Source organism: Pseudomonas sp. TKO26, assembly GCF_003225665.1.
Classification (GTDB): Bacteria; Pseudomonadota; Gammaproteobacteria; order Pseudomonadales; family Pseudomonadaceae; genus Aquipseudomonas; species Aquipseudomonas saponiphila.
This window is the reverse complement of sequence record NZ_QKLN01000014.1, coordinates 134,090-151,224: the sequence shown is the minus strand read 5'-3', so window position 1 is coordinate 151,224 and position 17,135 is coordinate 134,090. Positions and strand designations below refer to the sequence as shown.

20 protein-coding genes are annotated in these 17,135 nt (G+C 60.6%); all 20 read right to left on the bottom strand.

Going from position 1 to position 17,135, the window contains the following annotated elements:
- Positions 1–477: phage tail protein (locus DNK59_RS20040; RefSeq protein WP_177431273.1), on the bottom strand; the 477-nt coding region annotated here is incomplete at its 3' end.
- A gap of 15 nt (positions 478–492) precedes the next feature.
- Positions 493–1,092, bottom strand: coding sequence for a YmfQ family protein (locus DNK59_RS20035; protein WP_110724301.1), 600 nt, complete (start codon positions 1,090–1,092; stop codon positions 493–495).
- Positions 1,080–2,120, bottom strand: a complete 1,041-nt coding sequence (locus tag DNK59_RS20030; protein ID WP_110724300.1) for a baseplate J/gp47 family protein — start codon at positions 2,118–2,120, stop codon at positions 1,080–1,082. Before DNK59_RS20030 ends, DNK59_RS20035 begins: the two co-directional genes overlap by 13 nt.
- Positions 2,110–2,508 carry a phage GP46 family protein gene (locus DNK59_RS20025; RefSeq protein ID WP_092320135.1) on the bottom strand — a complete coding sequence of 133 codons (399 nt, stop codon included), beginning with the start codon at positions 2,506–2,508 and terminating at the stop codon, positions 2,110–2,112. Before DNK59_RS20025 ends, DNK59_RS20030 begins: the two co-directional genes overlap by 11 nt.
- A 2-nt stretch (positions 2,509–2,510) precedes the next feature.
- Positions 2,511–3,017, bottom strand: a complete 507-nt coding sequence (locus DNK59_RS20020) for a phage baseplate assembly protein V (RefSeq protein WP_092320133.1) — start codon at positions 3,015–3,017, stop codon at positions 2,511–2,513.
- A 108-nt stretch (positions 3,018–3,125) separates the two neighbouring features.
- The gene (locus DNK59_RS20015) at positions 3,126–4,166 is read right to left on the bottom strand and encodes a phage baseplate assembly protein (protein ID WP_110724299.1); all 1,041 of its coding nucleotides are present in this window, start codon (positions 4,164–4,166) and stop codon (positions 3,126–3,128) included.
- A gap of 3 nt (positions 4,167–4,169) precedes the next feature.
- Positions 4,170–5,414, bottom strand: coding sequence for a DNA circularization protein (locus DNK59_RS20010; RefSeq protein ID WP_110724298.1), 1,245 nt, complete (start codon positions 5,412–5,414; stop codon positions 4,170–4,172).
- Positions 5,404–6,939, bottom strand: a complete 1,536-nt coding sequence (locus tag DNK59_RS20005) for a hypothetical protein (RefSeq protein ID WP_110724297.1) — start codon at positions 6,937–6,939, stop codon at positions 5,404–5,406. The genes DNK59_RS20010 and DNK59_RS20005 overlap by 11 nt, the downstream gene beginning before the upstream one ends.
- 130 nt (positions 6,940–7,069) lie before the next feature.
- Positions 7,070–7,366, bottom strand: a complete 297-nt coding sequence (locus DNK59_RS20000) for a phage tail assembly protein (protein ID WP_092320125.1) — start codon at positions 7,364–7,366, stop codon at positions 7,070–7,072.
- On the bottom strand, positions 7,363–7,710 hold the full coding sequence (locus tag DNK59_RS19995; protein ID WP_011059564.1) for a phage tail tube protein: 348 nt from the start codon (positions 7,708–7,710) through the stop codon (positions 7,363–7,365). The genes DNK59_RS20000 and DNK59_RS19995 overlap by 4 nt, the downstream gene beginning before the upstream one ends.
- A gap of 66 nt (positions 7,711–7,776) precedes the next feature.
- Entirely contained in the window at positions 7,777–9,273 is a 1,497-nt protein-coding gene (locus DNK59_RS19990; RefSeq protein WP_110724296.1) for a phage tail sheath subtilisin-like domain-containing protein, read from the bottom strand.
- Complete coding sequence (locus tag DNK59_RS19985) at positions 9,273–9,455, bottom strand: DUF2635 domain-containing protein (RefSeq protein WP_110724295.1); 183 nt, start codon at positions 9,453–9,455, stop codon at positions 9,273–9,275. Before DNK59_RS19985 ends, DNK59_RS19990 begins: the two co-directional genes overlap by 1 nt.
- A complete protein-coding gene (locus tag DNK59_RS19980) occupies positions 9,452–10,030 on the bottom strand; it encodes a hypothetical protein (RefSeq protein ID WP_110724294.1) in 579 nt (192 codons plus the stop codon). Before DNK59_RS19980 ends, DNK59_RS19985 begins: the two co-directional genes overlap by 4 nt.
- Before the next feature lie 40 nt (positions 10,031–10,070).
- Positions 10,071–10,778 (bottom strand): hypothetical protein, encoded by a 708-nt coding sequence (locus DNK59_RS31685; RefSeq protein WP_146249918.1) that lies wholly within the window; start codon positions 10,776–10,778, stop codon positions 10,071–10,073.
- Positions 10,775–11,062 (bottom strand): hypothetical protein, encoded by a 288-nt coding sequence (locus tag DNK59_RS31680; RefSeq protein ID WP_146249917.1) that lies wholly within the window; start codon positions 11,060–11,062, stop codon positions 10,775–10,777. Before DNK59_RS31680 ends, DNK59_RS31685 begins: the two co-directional genes overlap by 4 nt.
- Before the next feature lie 60 nt (positions 11,063–11,122).
- A complete protein-coding gene (locus tag DNK59_RS19975) occupies positions 11,123–14,212 on the bottom strand; it encodes a host specificity protein J (protein WP_110724293.1) in 3,090 nt (1,029 codons plus the stop codon).
- Between the two features lie 60 nt (positions 14,213–14,272).
- Entirely contained in the window at positions 14,273–14,881 is a 609-nt protein-coding gene (locus DNK59_RS19970) for a tail assembly protein (protein ID WP_092320111.1), read from the bottom strand.
- Positions 14,882–14,947: 66 nt separating this feature from the next.
- Positions 14,948–15,577, bottom strand: coding sequence for a tail assembly protein (locus DNK59_RS19965; protein WP_110724292.1), 630 nt, complete (start codon positions 15,575–15,577; stop codon positions 14,948–14,950).
- A gap of 55 nt (positions 15,578–15,632) precedes the next feature.
- A complete protein-coding gene (locus tag DNK59_RS19960) occupies positions 15,633–16,409 on the bottom strand; it encodes a C40 family peptidase (protein ID WP_110724291.1) in 777 nt (258 codons plus the stop codon).
- Between the two features lie 2 nt (positions 16,410–16,411).
- Positions 16,412–17,095 (bottom strand): phage minor tail protein L, encoded by a 684-nt coding sequence (locus tag DNK59_RS19955; protein ID WP_019093175.1) that lies wholly within the window; start codon positions 17,093–17,095, stop codon positions 16,412–16,414.
- Between the last annotated feature and the right edge of the window lie 40 nt (positions 17,096–17,135).

Here is a 17,135-nt window from a genome sequence, read left to right as displayed (position 1 = left end):
CTCGCCCCCGGTGTTGAACGTAGTCCCCAGATACGCCGCCAGATCCGGATAGGTCGCAGCGCTCTGCACACTGCCATCCACCTCCAGGAACCCCGCCGGCACCGCCCCTTTGGGAAACGGCACCATGGCTCCCACCGGCAGGGCCGACATGTTCTTCAGCAGCGCTTCGATCTCAGCCTTGGTGTAGGTCACCGACTTGGTATAGGCGTCGGTGATGCCGTACTCGGCCAAGGTGCTGCGGATCTTCTCTGGCGGTATCGAATCCCGGACGATGGCCTTGATCGCCGCCAGCAATTGGTCATGCTCGGCCTCGGCCGGCTGCTTGCCGCCCGCACGAATCACATTGAGCAATTCGTCGGTAACCGCGTTTCCCCATTGCGAGGAAATCAGTGAGCCGACTTGCCCCGTGACCGGGTTCTCGTCGACAAACTTGCCGTTCACCAGCCCTACGCTGGGAACACTTTTCGGATAATCCACTTGTTCTTGTCTTCTCTAGTCATAGTTGATGTACACCTGGGTATGCGCCGGTGTACTGCGATGGATAAGGCACTCCAGGGCACTGCCCGGGTTCATGCCAAAACGTTCGCCCCAATAGCTCGCGCCGAAACGCCGGCCCAGTTGCAGGCGGCCGCCGGTATTGAGGGTCCACATGAAATTCGCCCGCCAGGTGCCGAAATGCGCGTGACCAAAACGTGAGCGGCCCATGCGCGGGGTGCTCAGTTCGGTGACGCTGGCATTGGGGTAGCCCTGGCTGCGGGCGATTTCGACGAAGTAGGCCGCGCGCTGGCTGCCCACAGCCAACAGGCGGCGGCGCACGGCCAGGCGCCGGTCTTCGAACAGCGGAGTCAGGCCCAGGCAGGGATCGGGCAGGTTCATGACCTTTTCCCAATCGGTCACCAGTTCGCTGACGCTGGCCGGGTCCATTTCGTTTTGCAGGTCCACGGCCCGGGCGTCGATGCGCGCCAGCTCCCGGGAGATGCCCTGCAACACGCGTTCAAGCTCCGGCACCCGCTCCGGGTCCCAGGCCGGGCCGCTGGGCAGCAGGCTGCGCAGTTGATCCTGGTACTGGGTGGCGCTTCTTATTGCTGCCATTGGCAACCTCCGAACACCAGCAACTGATTGTTCGCCGCCGGCACATCGGCCAGCGGCGCCAGCAGCCGGTGATCCTGTTCGCCGGTGGCGCTGCTGATGGCTTCGCGGATATGGCTGAGCAACAGGGTCTGGCCCAGGCCGGCCTCGCGGCTGTGCAGATCGCGCAGCTGGTCCTCGACGGCGGCGCGCACCGCGCTGGTGTCGGGGGTCAGGCGCAACGTGTAGGTCACCGGCAGCATCACCGGGGCCAGTACATGCACCTCGGCAGTGACCGGGCGCAGTGGCTCGATATAGGCCTGAACCTGCGCCAGTTGCTCGGCATTGGGGATCGGCTGCGGGTCATCGTCACGCATGACGAACAGTCCCACCGTGCCTGGCCCCAGGTAGTTGCGCCGGCACCAGGCACGGGTGATCCCTGAGCATTCCAGGGCCCAGGTTTCGTAGTCGTCCGCCGAGCCGCCGTGGGGAATGATCCGATAGGAGCGGATCACCCGAGAGCGCAGGGATTCGAGGCTTTCCCGGGCCACGCCACCGCTCAGGCCCGGGGCCAGGACGGTGAACGCGTTGCCGATGCCTTGCACCGGCTGCACCGCGGTCAATTCCAGGCCCGCATCGGCGTTGCCCAGGGCCCCGCCATCGACCGCCTGGATCGTGGTGCTATTGAGCCCGGCGCTGGTGGTGCGCGCGGCGGTCACTGTGTAGCTGCGACCGTCGCTGCTCTGCAGCAAGGTGTCGACATCCAGCACGGCACCGGCCGCGGCCATGAAGCTGACGCTGCCACGGGCCGCCTGGGCGGCCTTGCGCGGCTGGTTCAGGCGCAGGGCGGCGATGCGCTCCAGGGTCGACTCATCGGCCTTGTCCGGAAGGATCTGCTCGGCGATCCAATCCAGGTAGCCGTACAGGCCAAAGGCGGCCCCGCTCAGGGTGCGGGCCAGCACTTGGGCATCGGACTGGCGCAGCGAATCGCTGGCCAGGTCGCTTTGGGTGCGCTGAATCAGCACCGGCAGCGAAGGGGTTTCAAACGGCATAGGTCACCTGCCAACTGTGAATGGGGTTGAGGTCCAGGCGTTCGCCATCGGCCAGGATCAGCACCGTACGCAGGTTCAGGCGCTGGGCATCGAGGCGTTCGCTGAGAATCTCGACAGCGTTGCAATGGCCATCGTCGATCAGCCATTGCAGGGCCTCGCGGGCATAGAACTCGGCGTCGAGCTGGGTCTGCCGGGTCAGCTTGACCCGGCGCAGCAGCCACAGCCGCGAACCGATGCGGTCGTCGGCCACGCTGGGAAAACTGTCGCCCCACCAGCCGTAGCGCTGATCGTCGTCCAGGGCATCGTCATCGGCGGCGCGGCGCCAGGTGAACAGGCTGATTTCCACGGCCCGGGTCAGGGCGCTCTTCAGGTCATAGGTGGCGAACATGCTTAACCTCCCACGGGTACGCCGGTCTGGCCCGGACCGGGTTGCACGCCGCTGTGGACGTGGTTGATCTGGCTGATGCCGGCGGCAAGCTGATCGCCCTGGGAGACGATCTTGCCGCTCATGCTCAGGGTCGGACTGTCGATGTTGACGCCGCTGCTGGCGCGGATATTCAAGGTGGCGGTTTCGATGTCGATGACCCGCCCGCGCTTGAAGTGGATCTTGTCGCCCTCGTCGGTGTAGATCGCCACTTCACCGGCGGCCAGGGCCTTGAGCCGGTAGCGCCGGTCGGCCACCACCAGCACCACCGCGTGGGAACGGTCGCCACCGAGGAAGGTGGCGATGCCCTCGGCGCCGGCCAGGGGATTGCTGGTGAAGCCGTAAGGCTCGAAATGCTCCATGTCGTCGTTGACCTCGCCGGCGGTGAGGCGCATTTGCAGCGATTGCAGTTTGTTGGCCGAGTTGGCGAGCACCACGGTGCCCCGCGCCAACAGGCGTGTCAGTAGGCTCATGCTGAGCTCCTTGGAGGGTAGGAGCCGGCTTGCCGGCGAACAGGGGTTGCGCGGTTTTTCGCCGGATGCCTTCGCCGGCAAGCCGGCTCCTACGGATGGGCGCGGGTTTCAGGTTTTGCCAGGGCTCGGGTTGGCGTCGAAGGTCTGCGGCGGCGCCACCTGCAGGGTGGTGATCGAACCCTGCTCGGACAGTGACCAGGTGACCTTGGAGATCAGCATGTCCCGATCGAACCCCAGCACCGGGTCGATCACCCGTACCAGGGTGTTGTGTTTCCACAAGTCACCGTTGCTCTGGCGCCAGCCCTGTACCTGATAGGTCGTGGTCAGGGCCTTGCCGGTGCGGGTGCCGCACTCCCAGTCCGCGCGCTGCTGAGCCAGCTCGGCGCTCAGTTGCGCGGCTTCGTTGATCAGCGTGACCCGCTTGCGCGAAACACGGGCATCGCTGGCCTGGCCATACACCTCGCTGACCGCAGCTCCGCTGCTGTGGTCGCTGCCCTTGTGCTGGCCGATCACCCGGTACTCGGAAAACACCGCGGAAAAATCCATCGGTGCATTGGCCGAGAGGATGTTCTTGCCCAGCTCCAGGGCATCGCTGGCGCGCCCGCCGCTGCCCGGTGCCGCCAGCAGCAGGTTGCCGTCGGCGTCATCGGTGGAGAACACCCGGTACAGGGTCAGCAAGCGGTCGATGGAGGCGAACACCGTCTCCCCCGGCACGATGCTGTGGGTGTGCAGCTTGCCGGTCGGGGCGATCTCGCTGCGTACCCCAACCCCGTAGGATGCGGCCAGGGCGCGGACGATGCTCAGCACGTCCTGCTGGCGCCACTGGCTCGGCCGGTTGATGGCCGCGCAATCCACCAGGTCCTGGGTCAGCGAACCGCCCTGGATGCTCAGGCTGATCTGCTTGCCGTCATAACTGATCGGCGCCTTGTAGACATGCCCGGTGAGCACCAGATCGCAACCGATGCGCACCTGACAGCGAGCGCCCGGGCGGATCCGCACCTGCGCGTCCTGCCCCGGCCATTGCCAGGTGATGTTGAGGCTGAAGGTGCGGAACTGGCGCTCCAGGTCCGCCGTGATCTCCACGCTTTTCCAGCCACTGTAGTCCAGCCCGTCCACCGTCAGGGTGACGATATTTGCCAGTTCGTCCATGGGTCACTCCCGAGCGATTTGCAGGTCGGCCGGCGGCAAAAAACCCGGATGAGCCACCCGGTTGCGCTGCACCACTTCGCCGACCCGCGTGGCATCGGCAAACCGCTGATAGGCCAGCACCAGCGCCGGCATACTGCTTTTGGGGCTGAGACTGACCAGCCGCACCCCCGAGGACGCCACGGCATTGAGGTGCCCCTGCACCTGCTGACGCAGGCTGTTGAGTGCCTGGTAATGCAGCGCATCGGCCTTGAGCGAGGCTTGCCAGATCAGCTCATTGAACTGGTCGCGCAGGGCCAGCACATCGTCGGCCACCGGTACTTCCAGGCGCTGCACCGGCCGGCTGGCCTGCTGCGCCAGGGGTGGCGTGTTCTTCAGCTTGACCACCGGAGTGGCCACCGGCAGCGCCGACACCAGGCGGGCGATCTGCACCAGCAGCGCATCCTGCACCAGGTTGGCCACCGCTTCGGCCGCCGCCGTGGTGTCCTTGCCGGTGGTCAGCTTCGGCGCATCGATGCGCCGGGCCGCCTCCACCTGCTGGGCAATATCGGCGAGCATCTGCCGATAGCCGGTACGGGCAAAATCCTTGAGCCCGCGCACATCCTCCAGCAAGCCCTTGAACTCCGTGCTCAGCTCCTTGGGTATTTCCTTGACCGCCTTGACCAGGGTGTTGAGGTCGCCATAGAACTCGATCAGCGGCTTGAATTCGTGCTCGATGACCGCGTACACCTCGGTCAAGCCCTTGCGCAGCGCATCCACGCCGATCCGCGCCTGCTTGATCAGGTTGGTGGCAAACTCGAAACGCAGCACCGCCGAGCCCAGCAAGGTATCGCTGGCCACCAGCACCTGCTGCTGGGTATTGACCACCGCCGCGGGAAAGCGCAGCGGCTGGTCCGGGTAGAACTTCAGGCTGAAGGTCACCAGGCCGCCGTCCTGGCGGCTCTGGGTCATCTCGCACTCGCCGACCTTGACCTGCATCCGCCCGAGCCAGGGGTGCACCAGCTCGCCACTGCCCTCCTCCAGGGCCTTGAGCAGCCTGTCGCGCTGCTCCAGGCAATCGGCACCGACGATAAAGGCCGTCAGGTCATGGATCTTCGCCTGCTGGCCCAGCCCCTCGAAAAACGGCTGGTCGCGCTGCGGGTACTCATGCAACTGGCCTTTCTGGCCCACCGGGGTTTTCGCCTGATCGACCCAGAACGGCACGCCGCGAAAGGATGCCGGCAACAAACGATCGCGCCAGTTATCCGCCATTGGAACCTCCTAGGGAAAGTGAGCGATAGCCCAGGGTCGAAGCCACATTCAGGCCGGGTTGATTGGTCTTGGCCTGTTCGGCACGCAGGCCGGGAGGTGCGTTCTCAAAGCGCAGCAGCAGCCCGCCCTCAAGCCGAGTGCGATTGTTGGCCGCCGCCTGTTGCAGCAGCGAACTGGAGCTTTGCGGCAAATTGCCCGGGGTCAGCAGCGGAGAAGGTATATCGGTCAGCGAGTCCTCACCCCGGTTTGCCGAGTTGTTGTGCTCCACCACTCTCTCGGTCAGCGAATTGATGCTCCCGGTGACACTGACAAGCAAGTTGCCAAAGGTCGCTCTGAGCTTTTCGCGGATTGGCTCCAGGACCTTTTCCAGCCGCTCACGAAATGAAGAGAACCACTGGATCAAACCGTCGAGGTCCTTTCTCATCCCCTCACCGGGTGACCAACTGAACAGGCTGGCAACGTTGTTCTTTGCCGTGATCGACAACGCCCAGATCAAATCCCAGATCGCTGCAAACAGGCCTACCACGGGTTGCCAGTTACTGCTTATCAAGCCAAGCGGGCTCCACTCGAAAACCTCTCGCAGGCTGCGAAAAATCACCTGGACAGCCTCTCTGATCGGCTCCAGGTTTCTGATCAACACCCCAAACCCACTCATGTTAAAGAGCAGATTCAACGCCTGGTACACCCGCCCGGTACCGGCGCTGAAGTCTTGCCAGAGGGCGCTCAGATAAGCGCTAACCGGCCCCCAGTTGGCAATCAATTGCCCAATGGGCGTCCAGGCGAACACCTCCTTGAAAAGACCGACCATGGACATGATCGTGGGTGAAATCTTCCCCCACAGCTGGATGAAAAACCGCGAAACCGGCTTCCAATTGGCCACCACTACACCGGCTACCGCAGCAATCGCCAGCATCGCCAAACCTATAGGCGAGGACAGTGCGGCAAAGACCGTGGCCGCCGAAGCTGCCACCGTAAAGGCGATTGCGGCGGCCGCTAGCCCCTCCACCAGCCCTGGGTTATCAGCGACAAATTGACCGACCGATGTCAGTACGGGCTGAAGCCCCGCAACAATGCTGTTGATGGCCGGCAACAGTGCAACCCCCACATTGAGGGTGATTCTTTGCACCGCCTCATCGAAGTACTTGAGGTTTTGCGCGGTATTGCCTAGCTCGTTCTCAGGACTTGCCTCTCCCCTGACTGCAGCAGCAGTGACAGCCTTGATGTTCTCAGCCTTGATCGCTGACTGCATGCCCGCAACAAAGGGGGTCAATAGGCCCTGCCCAGAGAACAATCCTGAAAGATCGAGATCTCCTAGGCCACTTTCTTCCAGGCTTTTCCTGAACTTGCCCACCACTTGGCGAATGCCGGTGAGCTCCGGGTCGACGGCCTTGCTTGCGCTCTCGGCCACAGCAGGCTTGACCACCTCAGTTTCGGCTTTGACCTGCTGCACAGGTGCTGCCGGTTTGGCCTGTCTTGTCTGCGTGGGCCGCCGTCCCTTGGTCTTGTTTCTTTTTCGATACGCCATCACTGCACCTGCTGCATCGCATTGATCCGTTGCGCGTGCTCCAGGGATTCCCGGAGCACATCCAGTGGCCTGGCCATCATCTGTTCGGGGTCGACCTTCCAGAACCAGGCCAGGTCATAGGCGACAGCGATCAGGTCGGCGATGGCTGCGACGCCGCACTCATGAAAAAACTCGCCACCGCCCAGCTCAAGGCGTTGAGGTCCACCAGGTCCAGCTGGTTCACCGAGGACGGTGGAATACCGGCGCAGACCGCGATGTATTTGGCCGCGACGTCCATGTCGAGGCTGACTTCTTCGCTCTTGTCGATCTTGTACGGCAGCGCCTTGATCGCCCGCACTTCCTGCACCGTCGGGCGGCGCAGGGTGAGTTCGCTCAGGGGCTCGCCGTGGGCTTCGATTGGCACTTGCAGCTTCACCGTGTTGCTCATTGCCAGGTCCCCTTCTGCCCTTCGAAATTCAGCTCGATGCTGGCGTCGTCGCCCTTGGCAATAGGCTCGTCCACCAGGTAGGCACCGGCCAGCACGTAGACCTTGCCGTTGGCGAACTCACAGGTGACGGTCATGTCGACGCCTTCGATCAGTTGCTTGAGCGGAAAGTCCGGGGTGTGCAGGGCGGTGACCTTGAACGACGGGGTGAGGTCGGTTTCCTTGTAGAAACCCGGAACCACGGTTTCCCGCTTGACGGCCATCAGCGGTGCTTCACAGCCGCCGCTGATGGTCAGTTGAGCGCCGTCCACTTTGACGTAGCAGGTGCCCGCAATCAGTTGACCCATGATGTTTCTCCCAAAAAATAAGCCCGCTCAAGGCGGGCTGAAAAAGCGCAGTGATGCAGGTCCGGCTCAGGCCGCGGCGTCGTACTGCAGACGGAATTGGTTGAGCAGCGCGAACACCCGCAGGCCGTTGATGTAGTCCGGCGGGAACAGCACGTTGACCCGGCTCGGGTCCTGCACGTCGCGCTCGACGATCAGGTGCTCGGCGAACAGCTCGGCGTTCTCCACGTGGCCTTCCAGTTCCAGCTTGGCGTACTGGGCGATCAGTTCGCCGCGAATGGTGCTCGGGGTGACAATCGGCTGGCCGGCGCCGAAGCGGGTGCCGTCAGAGGCCAGCTTGTGGCGCCCGTACTTGCTGGTGATCACGCTTTGCAACCGGCGCACGATGAACGCCGACTGGTGCATGGTTTCGCTGTCCAGGTAGGAGTTGTCGGCCTGGCCGTAGGCGTTCTTCTGGTAGGTGGTGATCGCCCGCTGAATGCGCATGTAGCCGCCTTCGTAGTAGGCGGTGGCGATGCCGTAGCTCAGCAGCGACTGACGCTCGGTGAGAGTGAAGCGTTCGCTGGCCGGCGCCGGATCGATACCCGGCAGGCTGCCGCTCTGGGTCGGACGGCTGGCGTCGGCGGAGATGAACACCGAGGTACGAGCCGCCAGGGCCGCGGCCTGCACCCACACCGGCTGGGGCACGCCGGTTTCCAGGGCCTGGATGGTGATGTGCTGATCGTTGCGCGCCTGACCGGCCGCCACCAGGGTGCCGACGGTGCCACGCTTGGCGCTGTAGACATGGCCGAACAGCTGCTTGGCCCAGGACCAGCGACCGGTGTTGTCGTCCATCACCGCTTGCCAGGCATTCAGGCTGGCGGTGTCGGTCCAGGGCATGCAGATGAACTCGAAAGGCTCATCGCCCAGGGCCGCCAGGGCCGCGACCTGATCCGGCACGCCGGTGCCGCCGGCCATCTTGCCCAGCACCAGGCTCAGGCCCGCCGGGGTTTCTTCGCCATTGCTCTTGCCCAGGCGATTGAGTTGCAGGCTGATGTCATTACCGCTGTCGCCGGTCCACTTGGCGCTCAGGGTCACGGTGCCGTCGACCGCCGTCGCAGTCACCGGCAGGTCCACCGCCGCGTTGATCTTCAGAGCCAGGGCGCTGGCGGCCTGGGCGGCGCTGGCGCCACTGACGATGGAGGCCTGCACCCGCACCCCGCCGACGTACAGATTGAGCAGGCCGGCGGCGCTGGCGCTACCGCTGATCTTCAGCTCGGCCTTGGCCACACTGCCTTCGGTGCTGTGCAGCGGCAGGCACCAGATCTCGCCCACCGGGTCGGTCTTGCGCCAGGTTTCGTACATCGAAGCGAGCATCGAACCTTGCCCGCCGATGCTCTTGGCCAAGGCCACGCTGGACACCAGCACCAGCTTGCCGAGGTCGTCGCCGGCCTGGTTGTCATTGACCTGGGCGACGATCAGACGGCGCATGGCCGAAGACGCGCTATTGGCCGCCGAGTTGTCCATCTCGGCGTAGAACAGCGGAACACGGAGGTCCGCCGGGATATTGCTGAAACCGATCGCCATTATTTGGCTCCTTGAGATTTCGCCGCTTTCACGGCCTTGCTAGTGATATCGCCATCGGCCAGACGCCGGCGCCACCAGGCGTTGTCCGGCACTTCACGACCTTCCATCGGCAGCAGATCGCCTGCTTCCGGGTCCGGTACGGCGCGGCCGGCGACCGGCAGCACGGTGATGCGTTTGCTCATTGCTTCAGCTCTCCTGAAAAAGTCAGCTCCAGGCGCCCATCGGGCCCTGGTTTCTTCAAATTGGGGTCCGCCGGATCGATGGCATCGACCCGCACCGTGACCCCGGTCAAGGACGGTAAGCCGTCAAGTTCACGCTCATGCCAGGTCTCCGCCGGCTGGCTGGGCAAGTTGCGACCCAGCTGGAACTCGGCGAAGAAGCGCAGGCGGTAGAGCAAGCGGGTGGCGTCGAGCGATACCAGTTCGCCGCCGTCGTATTGGATGGGGTTGTACTCGGCGCCGGGCTTGAAACCGACCAGGGCGCGCCAGAGTTCGGCGCGCAGGTCATATAGCTGAGTGGTGGCTGTTACTAGGCGCTCCTGTAATGCATCCAGAACAACTACCACCTCAAATTGCTCTCGAACTATGGGGTGCCGGGTAGTTTGACGAACCAAATCCCCTACAAGATTTACATAAGCAGCCGGCTTATCAGTCAGGGGAAGTTTTTCAATCCCCCTCAAACCAACAGCAACACTCACCAAACCTTTCAGACCAGGGCAAAACCCAGCAACCTGAGCAATCAAATTTTGAATATTCAGACCCCACCTCCTGATACAACATCATTGGAAGCCACCTTATTTACAGCCCCGAAACATCCGCCACCAATATACGAATTGCACCCGTTGGAGGAACATGATCATAAGTACCATTCCAACCCGAGCGCCGAATGGTCGCGCCGTATTGCATGGCATAATTGCTATAGACTCCCGCATCATCCACTCTACAACCCAAAATATACTCGAACGAATCAGTGGAGCCGTTTGAAAACTGCTGCTGTAGATAAATATAGCGAGCATTACCAACGGACCATGCAACTTTGGGTGCTTTTAAACCGGTAGTTTGAGCCGGATAGCTAAACCCATACTTGAACCCCAGCAGGGAAGCTCTACTATCAGCATGGACACCGACCAGCTTCAAGAAAGGCCTTGCAGTATTAAACTTCAATTCCCCGGACGGACCATAAACTTCCAAACCTTCTCCAGCATTTGACTTCACAACTGGACCAAAACTGTAGCAAACAATAGACCCACCAATATTGCCTGTAGGCGCACGCACAACTCCTCCCTGTTCTACAACTGGAAAATCCGCACGATAAAAACGAATGACCGAACCATCATTAGGAATAGCAGCATATGCATCCCAGTAGATCCGTTGCCCTGCGGCAGTCACTAAGTACTGACCTCCAGAAACTGTAAGAGTCCTGGTTCCATAATGGACAAGGTTCGCATAATCAGTACCTATTATCTTGAACCCTTTCTGATTGAAGCTTTCGAATCCGACGTTCATCCGGACACCACAACGAGTAGAGGTTTACCAGCAAAAACACCATAACCAAGATTATTAGCAAACCCCCAATACAAGGTTGAACCTGAAGCACTTACAACACGCGCTCTATTTCCACCCTGATAAAGTATGTAGTTGAGAGTTTCGGGATCAACAGCCGGATAACTTCGACTTCCTGGAGTACCAACAACGGACAGATCAATAATTTCGACTATACGAGGGTAACGCCCAGAACCATCCATCATTAGGCGCCCATTACGGTCGAAAAATTCGATTCCATTCGGCATAGCCACCTCCGTAGACATAAGATACGCCGCATAAAAAACTTATAAAAATACAACTAAATCTCATGACCAAATACCAGCGCGCAGGCAAAGACTGCCATCACCATAAAAGATCTGCAGTAGTTGATTATTGATACTCAGACGACCACCACCAGCAACAGGCCCATTAAACTCAATAGACCCGCTTTTATCCAACCGCCACCCCACTTCTCCTGAGACGTAGTCAGTCGATTGAATATAATCACCTATCTGAGCACTGGTTATTGAGCCATTACTTATAAAAGCACTATCAATGAACACCTTATTATCCTGAACAACAAACGGATAAAAAACCTTGTCCACATTTGGATCAACCACCGCAAATCGACTAGCAGCTATCAGCACCTGACTAGTAACAATCCCTTTGTCATTCTCCACCCCCAAACCGATCCCGGCCAAGTAAGGTCGCCCATCTACCGTCATTTGAGTCTTGATACTGTACATGGCGGCCAACTCGTCTTTTACAGCCTTTATCTGAATTGCAGAGCCACCACCCGTTTCAACTTTCTCAAGCAAGTTTTTACTGAGCTGAGTTTCACTGATCTGATCATTCAAATACTCAAGAATCGGTCCAGCATCACTACTGGACTGGCCCATTACCGCCTTTGAATAGGCGCCAACATTACCTATACGGTCTACGAGTCTGGCCCAAAAAAAGAATGTCGTCCCAGCTGCCAAACCCATAATTGTCAAATCAGTTTGTGGGTATGCATAATCACCAAACTTGGTCGCATTGGATAAATCGTTAGTCTTGCCATACCAGATCTCTGTTCGCTGCAGGTCAGCAACGCTAATGTCATCAGAAATAGTCCATTTGACTTTGATGGCAAAGACTAGAGATTGCGCAGTCAACGACGAAACAACCGGAGGTGGAGTGATCTTTCCAGTTAAAACTGTCTCCGCTGAAACGGCATATACCGAGCCGATATCCAACGCACTAATTGCTCTGACTTTGGCAACATAGCGGCCTGAATAGATGCCTGACACCTCGATGGAATTACCCCCAGTACGTCCTGCAAACACCCACTCACCATCGTTCTTGCGCCAGTAGGCTTCAAACGCAATAGCATTGGCCGGTCGGCTCCACTCGATAGTCATCACATTGATTGTGCTGCCTTGATCAACAAAGTGATCATTACTCACTCGAACGTCGGTTGGTGGTAGTTGCACACTCGGCGGTATCACCGTCACCGACGGTCGCTCAATCCGCGCGCCGTTATCAATCGCGTCAAACTTGCTGGGCACATGCTTGACCGCACTGATGCTGTACTTGATGGAGTCATCGGTGAAGTCTTCAGCCACTGACAGCACACGAAACTGCTGAACGGCCAAAGTCGAGGAGTCGATCGCCCACATCGAATGTACTGGCGGCAGCTCATCCAGATCCGTGTCCAGTACCACACGTTGAACTTCAGCTGGGAACCCGGTGGTGTCGAGGGTGATGTCACCGTTGTCCCAGGTAATCCCCGTGCTGTCCCAGGTCAGTGGATAACCCACCGATTTGATCACCCGCGAGATGGCCTTGCCGGTGGGCATGATCAGGGTGACGGTGTCCCCCGGATAGGCCTTCACGTCGGCATCGAGCACCAGGGTATCCAGGGTCGCGGAACGCAGTCGACCGCCAATCCGGCGCCCTGCCCTGTCATTGTCCGCCACTCGGATGATCTGCCCAGGACGTGCGAGGGTGCCATCCAGGCCCACGGCGAAACTCACGCTTTCGGTTTCCAGGCGGTTGGTCAGCAGCGCCCATTTACCAATGCGCTGGGCCTGGGCCTGGGAGGTGCAGCCGGTAGCGGTGATTTCGGTCTGCTGCACGCCGTAGCGGGCAATGCCTTCCGGGTCATCGACGTACTGGACCTTCTGCCGGTAAAAATCCGCCGGATCGTTCCAGCTGACCAACGCTACGCTGTAGCGGGTCTTTTTCGCCGAGCCACCGTAGACGAACTTGCCGTCGACCACGTTGGCATTGCTGTAGGTGTACACCGGGTCTTCCGGCATATCGGCCACGGCCATCACCGAGCCTGCGCCCCAATAGGCCATGCCGCGGAAGGTGGTCGCCAGGTCCTGCAGCACTTTCAGGGCGTCGGCGCGAACGGATAGATAGAGGTTGCAAGTGAAGCGTGGCTCAGTGCCACCTTTGCCGTCGGAGACCGGTTGGTCGCAGTACTGGCCGATGCGGTACAACTCCCACTTGTCCACTTGGGCAGCGTTGAGCAGATGCCCCAAACCATAACGCTGGTGCAGCAGCAGGTCGTAGTAGATCCAGGCCGGGTTGTCGGTCCAGGCCGACTTGAAGGTGCCATCCCAGACGCCGCTGTAAACCCGGGTCAGCGGGTCGTAGTTGCTGGGTACGCGGATGATCCGCCCCTGCAGTTCGAAGGAACGGGTGGGGATCGACTGGAACTGTGAGGCATCGAATTGCAGGCCGATGATCGCCGACCCGGGGTAGCGCAACTTGGCGTCGATCACATCGGTGATGGACTCGACACTGGTGGTGTCGGCAATCGCACCACTGGTGGAGTTCGGTGTCAGGCGCCGTACACGAACCGTCCAGCCAGCAGTAGCGGCAGGCAGATCGACGCGATGGGAGCGCTCGTACTTGCTCGAGGTCTTGCCGCTGAAGGCTGCTTGCAGCACTTCCACGAAGGCACTGCCATCGGTGGAAAGATCGATCGCATAGCGCACCGTGTAACCGTTGGTGTCGCCATTGCTGGTGTTGGTCTGCGCCAGCCGCGAGACCGCCAGGCGAATGCGCACGGCCGACAGTTGCAGGTTGGTGATGGCCTTGCTCCAGGGCTGGTCACTGCGCAACTCCACCGCCACCGAAGACTCGTTTTCCACCGCCGGGAATCCCGGGATGTAGGTCTGGTCCTGGCTGCCACTGCGGGTCTCGAGGGTAACCCCGGAGAAGTTCAGGCTGCCATCGGCGTTGGCCAGGGGCGTCTCGTTGAGAAACACCGAGCGCTTGCCATTCTTCAAGCCCACAATCTCGCCCTCGCTGACGAGATCGAGGATCCGAGCATAAGCCGTGCTTTGCAGGCTGTCTGGCGCCTCCACGGAGGGACGGGGCTTGGAGCCGCCGCCTTTGCTGCCAGCGAGAGTAAGGTCAGTCATGGCTTTCCTTCAGGCGAAATAAGGCCCGCGCAACGGCAGGCAGGTTGAAGACAGGAGGAGTTAAAGTTGATCTTCGGCGTAGATGCCGGAACTGATCACGGCGCTGCCGATGGTCAACTGACCGTAAAGCAGGCCTACCGGATTGCCCTGGGCGCTGGTGTTGACTGGCCCGTTAAAGCTATAGCTGGAGCGGCTTTCCGGGCTGTCCTGGGCGGCAAGCCCCTTGGGCAAGGGAGCCAGCATTTGCATGACACCGCCCATGGCCATGCTGACTCCCGTCATCATCAGGAACGACGCAGCAGGCCCGGTCAGGAAGCCAAAGGGGTTGTAATAAGCCACGGCCATCAACACCGCGCCCAGAATGGTCTGCAATCCACCAGCACGCTTCGAACCGCTGAGGACCGGGGCGATGCGAATCACTTCTTTGCCAAGAGGCTGATGAATATCAGTCTCGGACAAATTGCGCCGTCCATTGAACACCGCGAATCGCAAGCCTTTATCCGCGCTCTGCAGCATGTAGCGCTCGAAGCCGGGGAACTGACGGAAGTACCCCATCACCTCCTTGAAGCCACCAGCAATGGCCACACGATGCTCACGTCCGAACATCCTTGCCAGGGAACCGGACAGCAGCACGGTTTGCATCTTTTGTCGTTCTACGGCCAAGCCCATGGGGTTCTCCTGGCAATAAAAAACCCGCCAAGGCGGGCTTCAAGTAAAGGGTGGACCCAGCCGGATTCAGAGCTGGTCCTGGGCATAGATCCCGGCGCTGATCACCGAACTGCCAACGGTCAACTGACCGTACAGCAACCCCACCGGATTGCCCTGGGCACTGGTGTTGACCGCGCCATTGAAACTGTAGCTGGCGCGATTGTCGGGACGGTCCATGGCTCCCAGTCCCTTGAGCTGCGGAGACATCATCTGCATGACCCCACCCATGGCGAGGGCGATGCCCATCTGCGCGGCCACGGTCCAGCCCGTGGTGCCAGTGCCGCCGATCAGTGTTGTGCCACCAGCGGCAAACGTGCCCCCGGAGAAGTACGACGCGGCGACCACCAGGGCCACTCCAATAATGGTTTGCAGCCCACCTGAACGCTTGCTGCCGATCACCACCGGCGCAATGCGGATATCGCTGTTGCCACTGGGTGCGTTCAAACGGTCGTGACCGATGTTGTCGCGGCCAAGAAACAGCGAGTAGGTCAGTCCGCGGTCCTTGGACTCCATAAGGAAAGCCTCGAACCCCGGAATCAGAATGCACAAGGCTCTAACCGCTTCCGAAGCATTGCTGACCGCCAGCCTGTGCACCCGGCCAAAACGTGCGCCCAGGGTTCCGTAGAGACGGATGACGCGGATTTTTTGCTGATTCATCACATCACTCCCAGGAACAAGATCCCCGGTTGAATTCAAGGAAAGACGATGCACTTCAATCCATCGCCATGAGCTGGCGATGTCGCCAGATGCTGACCGTTACCTCGTCCCAGTAACCGCCATAGGTGTCCCGTTTACTGTCCCGTCCATAGAGGTGATGCAGGATCGAACCCGGCGCGGGAAAGTGCTCCGGTTCGCTCTTGAGCACGCCGTCGGCGAGGTAGATCGCCGCATGATTGGGCACCGGCGAGCGGATCTGCATCAGCACCACGTCGCCTTGGCGCAGGTCATTGACTCGCTCAAACCCGGCCTCGGGCAAATGCTCCAGATAGAGATTGCCGCCCTTGTCCCACCAACCGTCTTCACGCTGGTGGCTACCCAACTCGATACCCAGTTCACGACGGTAGTAGTCGAGGATGATGCTCAGGCAATCGTGGATACCGTGGGCAAAGGAACGGCCAATCAACGGCGCTTGATACCCCGTGGGCAGCAGACTCGCCCAGTCGCCCTTGCGCAAGGTGCCGTCATCGTCCTTGCGCACTTCCAGGATGTGCCAGGGCAATCCCGACGCCTCGCAGGCCACCCGATCAGCCTCGCTGGGAGCCGGTGGATAATCCGGGTGGCTGTGGATCACCGCCAGCACCTCGCCGCGTTCTTCCGCCGCCGCGTAATCCTCGGGGGCCAGGCGAAAATGTTCGCTGGGCGTGACAGCGGTGTTGCGACAGGGCACGTAGACCCGCTTGCGCCCCTCGCGGATCAGCAGCCCGCAACACTCCTTGGGGTACTCGGCCAGCGCGTGGCGCTCGATGGCGGCCAGATTTGCCTTGTTCATGCTCAGCTCCGTAGCAGCCCTGCCGCTGGAAATGAACCGAAGGGCAGCGGGTTGTTTTCACCGAAACGCAGCTTGCAGCTGCTCAACCGACCACCGCATTTATCCTTGGCCGCATCGGTGACGATCACATCATTGAGATCCGCCACCGGGCCACCGTTGTAGCCGCAATAAGGCCCGCGATAGCCTCCACAACTGAGCCACCAGCAGACGTTGGCAACGATCTGCCGTCGTGGCAGTTGCACACCGTTGAAGTCCAGGGCGCTGGCCAGTTCGAACTTCACCACCTCGTTGTCTTCCGAAGACTTGCGCTCGACGTACCAGATGTCTGGCGGCAACTCTTCTTCAGGATCGGCTTCAGGCTGGCCGTCCAGGTACTTGCCAAGGGTCCGGTGACGAATCAGCCGGGCCCCGACCAGGTCCTCGAAATACAGCACCAGGGCGGTGATGAAACCGCCGACGTTGCCGACCGACAGCGTCGGAGTCGGCTGCGCGCCCTTGCCGGTCATTTCAAAACCCTCGGCCTGAATCGGCCAGGGTGAGTACTCAAGCCCCTGCCAGAAGATCGACGACTGCTGGGGGTAACCGTGAAAGCGATAAAGCTCGGCGCCGAGGCTGGTGGCGTCGAGCTCAAAAAGCTCCACCCACGCGCCTGGCTCCAGGGTCTGGATATCGGCCGTGATCGGCATGGTGATTCCTCGGGCAAAAATAAACCCGCACAGGGCGGGC

What these genes read in the sequence shown, in the direction of transcription:
- DNK59_RS31680 (WP_146249917.1), bottom strand. Translation starts at nt 11,062, where the DNA reads ATGCCGAATGGAATCGAATTTTTCGACCGTAATGGGCGCCTAATGATG.
- DNK59_RS20030 (WP_110724300.1), bottom strand. Translation starts at nt 2,120, where the DNA reads ATGCCGTTTGAAACCCCTTCGCTGCCGGTGCTGATTCAGCGCACCCAA.
- DNK59_RS20005 (WP_110724297.1), bottom strand. Translation starts at nt 6,939, where the DNA reads ATGGCGTATCGAAAAAGAAACAAGACCAAGGGACGGCGGCCCACGCAG.
- DNK59_RS19975 (WP_110724293.1), bottom strand. Translation starts at nt 14,212, where the DNA reads ATGACTGACCTTACTCTCGCTGGCAGCAAAGGCGGCGGCTCCAAGCCC.
- DNK59_RS31685 (WP_146249918.1), bottom strand. Translation starts at nt 10,778, where the DNA reads ATGAACGTCGGATTCGAAAGCTTCAATCAGAAAGGGTTCAAGATAATA.
- DNK59_RS20025 (WP_092320135.1), bottom strand. Translation starts at nt 2,508, where the DNA reads ATGTTCGCCACCTATGACCTGAAGAGCGCCCTGACCCGGGCCGTGGAA.
- DNK59_RS19990 (WP_110724296.1), bottom strand. Translation starts at nt 9,273, where the DNA reads ATGGCGATCGGTTTCAGCAATATCCCGGCGGACCTCCGTGTTCCGCTG.
- DNK59_RS20000 (WP_092320125.1), bottom strand. Translation starts at nt 7,366, where the DNA reads ATGAGCAACACGGTGAAGCTGCAAGTGCCAATCGAAGCCCACGGCGAG.
- DNK59_RS19995 (WP_011059564.1), bottom strand. Translation starts at nt 7,710, where the DNA reads ATGGGTCAACTGATTGCGGGCACCTGCTACGTCAAAGTGGACGGCGCT.
- DNK59_RS19970 (WP_092320111.1), bottom strand. Translation starts at nt 14,881, where the DNA reads ATGGGCTTGGCCGTAGAACGACAAAAGATGCAAACCGTGCTGCTGTCC.
- DNK59_RS20035 (WP_110724301.1), bottom strand. Translation starts at nt 1,092, where the DNA reads ATGGCAGCAATAAGAAGCGCCACCCAGTACCAGGATCAACTGCGCAGC.
- DNK59_RS20010 (WP_110724298.1), bottom strand. Translation starts at nt 5,414, where the DNA reads ATGGCGGATAACTGGCGCGATCGTTTGTTGCCGGCATCCTTTCGCGGC.
- DNK59_RS20020 (WP_092320133.1), bottom strand. Translation starts at nt 3,017, where the DNA reads ATGAGCCTACTGACACGCCTGTTGGCGCGGGGCACCGTGGTGCTCGCC.
- DNK59_RS20015 (WP_110724299.1), bottom strand. Translation starts at nt 4,166, where the DNA reads ATGGACGAACTGGCAAATATCGTCACCCTGACGGTGGACGGGCTGGAC.
- DNK59_RS19985 (WP_110724295.1), bottom strand. Translation starts at nt 9,455, where the DNA reads ATGAGCAAACGCATCACCGTGCTGCCGGTCGCCGGCCGCGCCGTACCG.
- DNK59_RS19955 (WP_019093175.1), bottom strand. Translation starts at nt 17,095, where the DNA reads ATGCCGATCACGGCCGATATCCAGACCCTGGAGCCAGGCGCGTGGGTG.
- DNK59_RS19960 (WP_110724291.1), bottom strand. Translation starts at nt 16,409, where the DNA reads ATGAACAAGGCAAATCTGGCCGCCATCGAGCGCCACGCGCTGGCCGAG.
- DNK59_RS19965 (WP_110724292.1), bottom strand. Translation starts at nt 15,577, where the DNA reads ATGAATCAGCAAAAAATCCGCGTCATCCGTCTCTACGGAACCCTGGGC.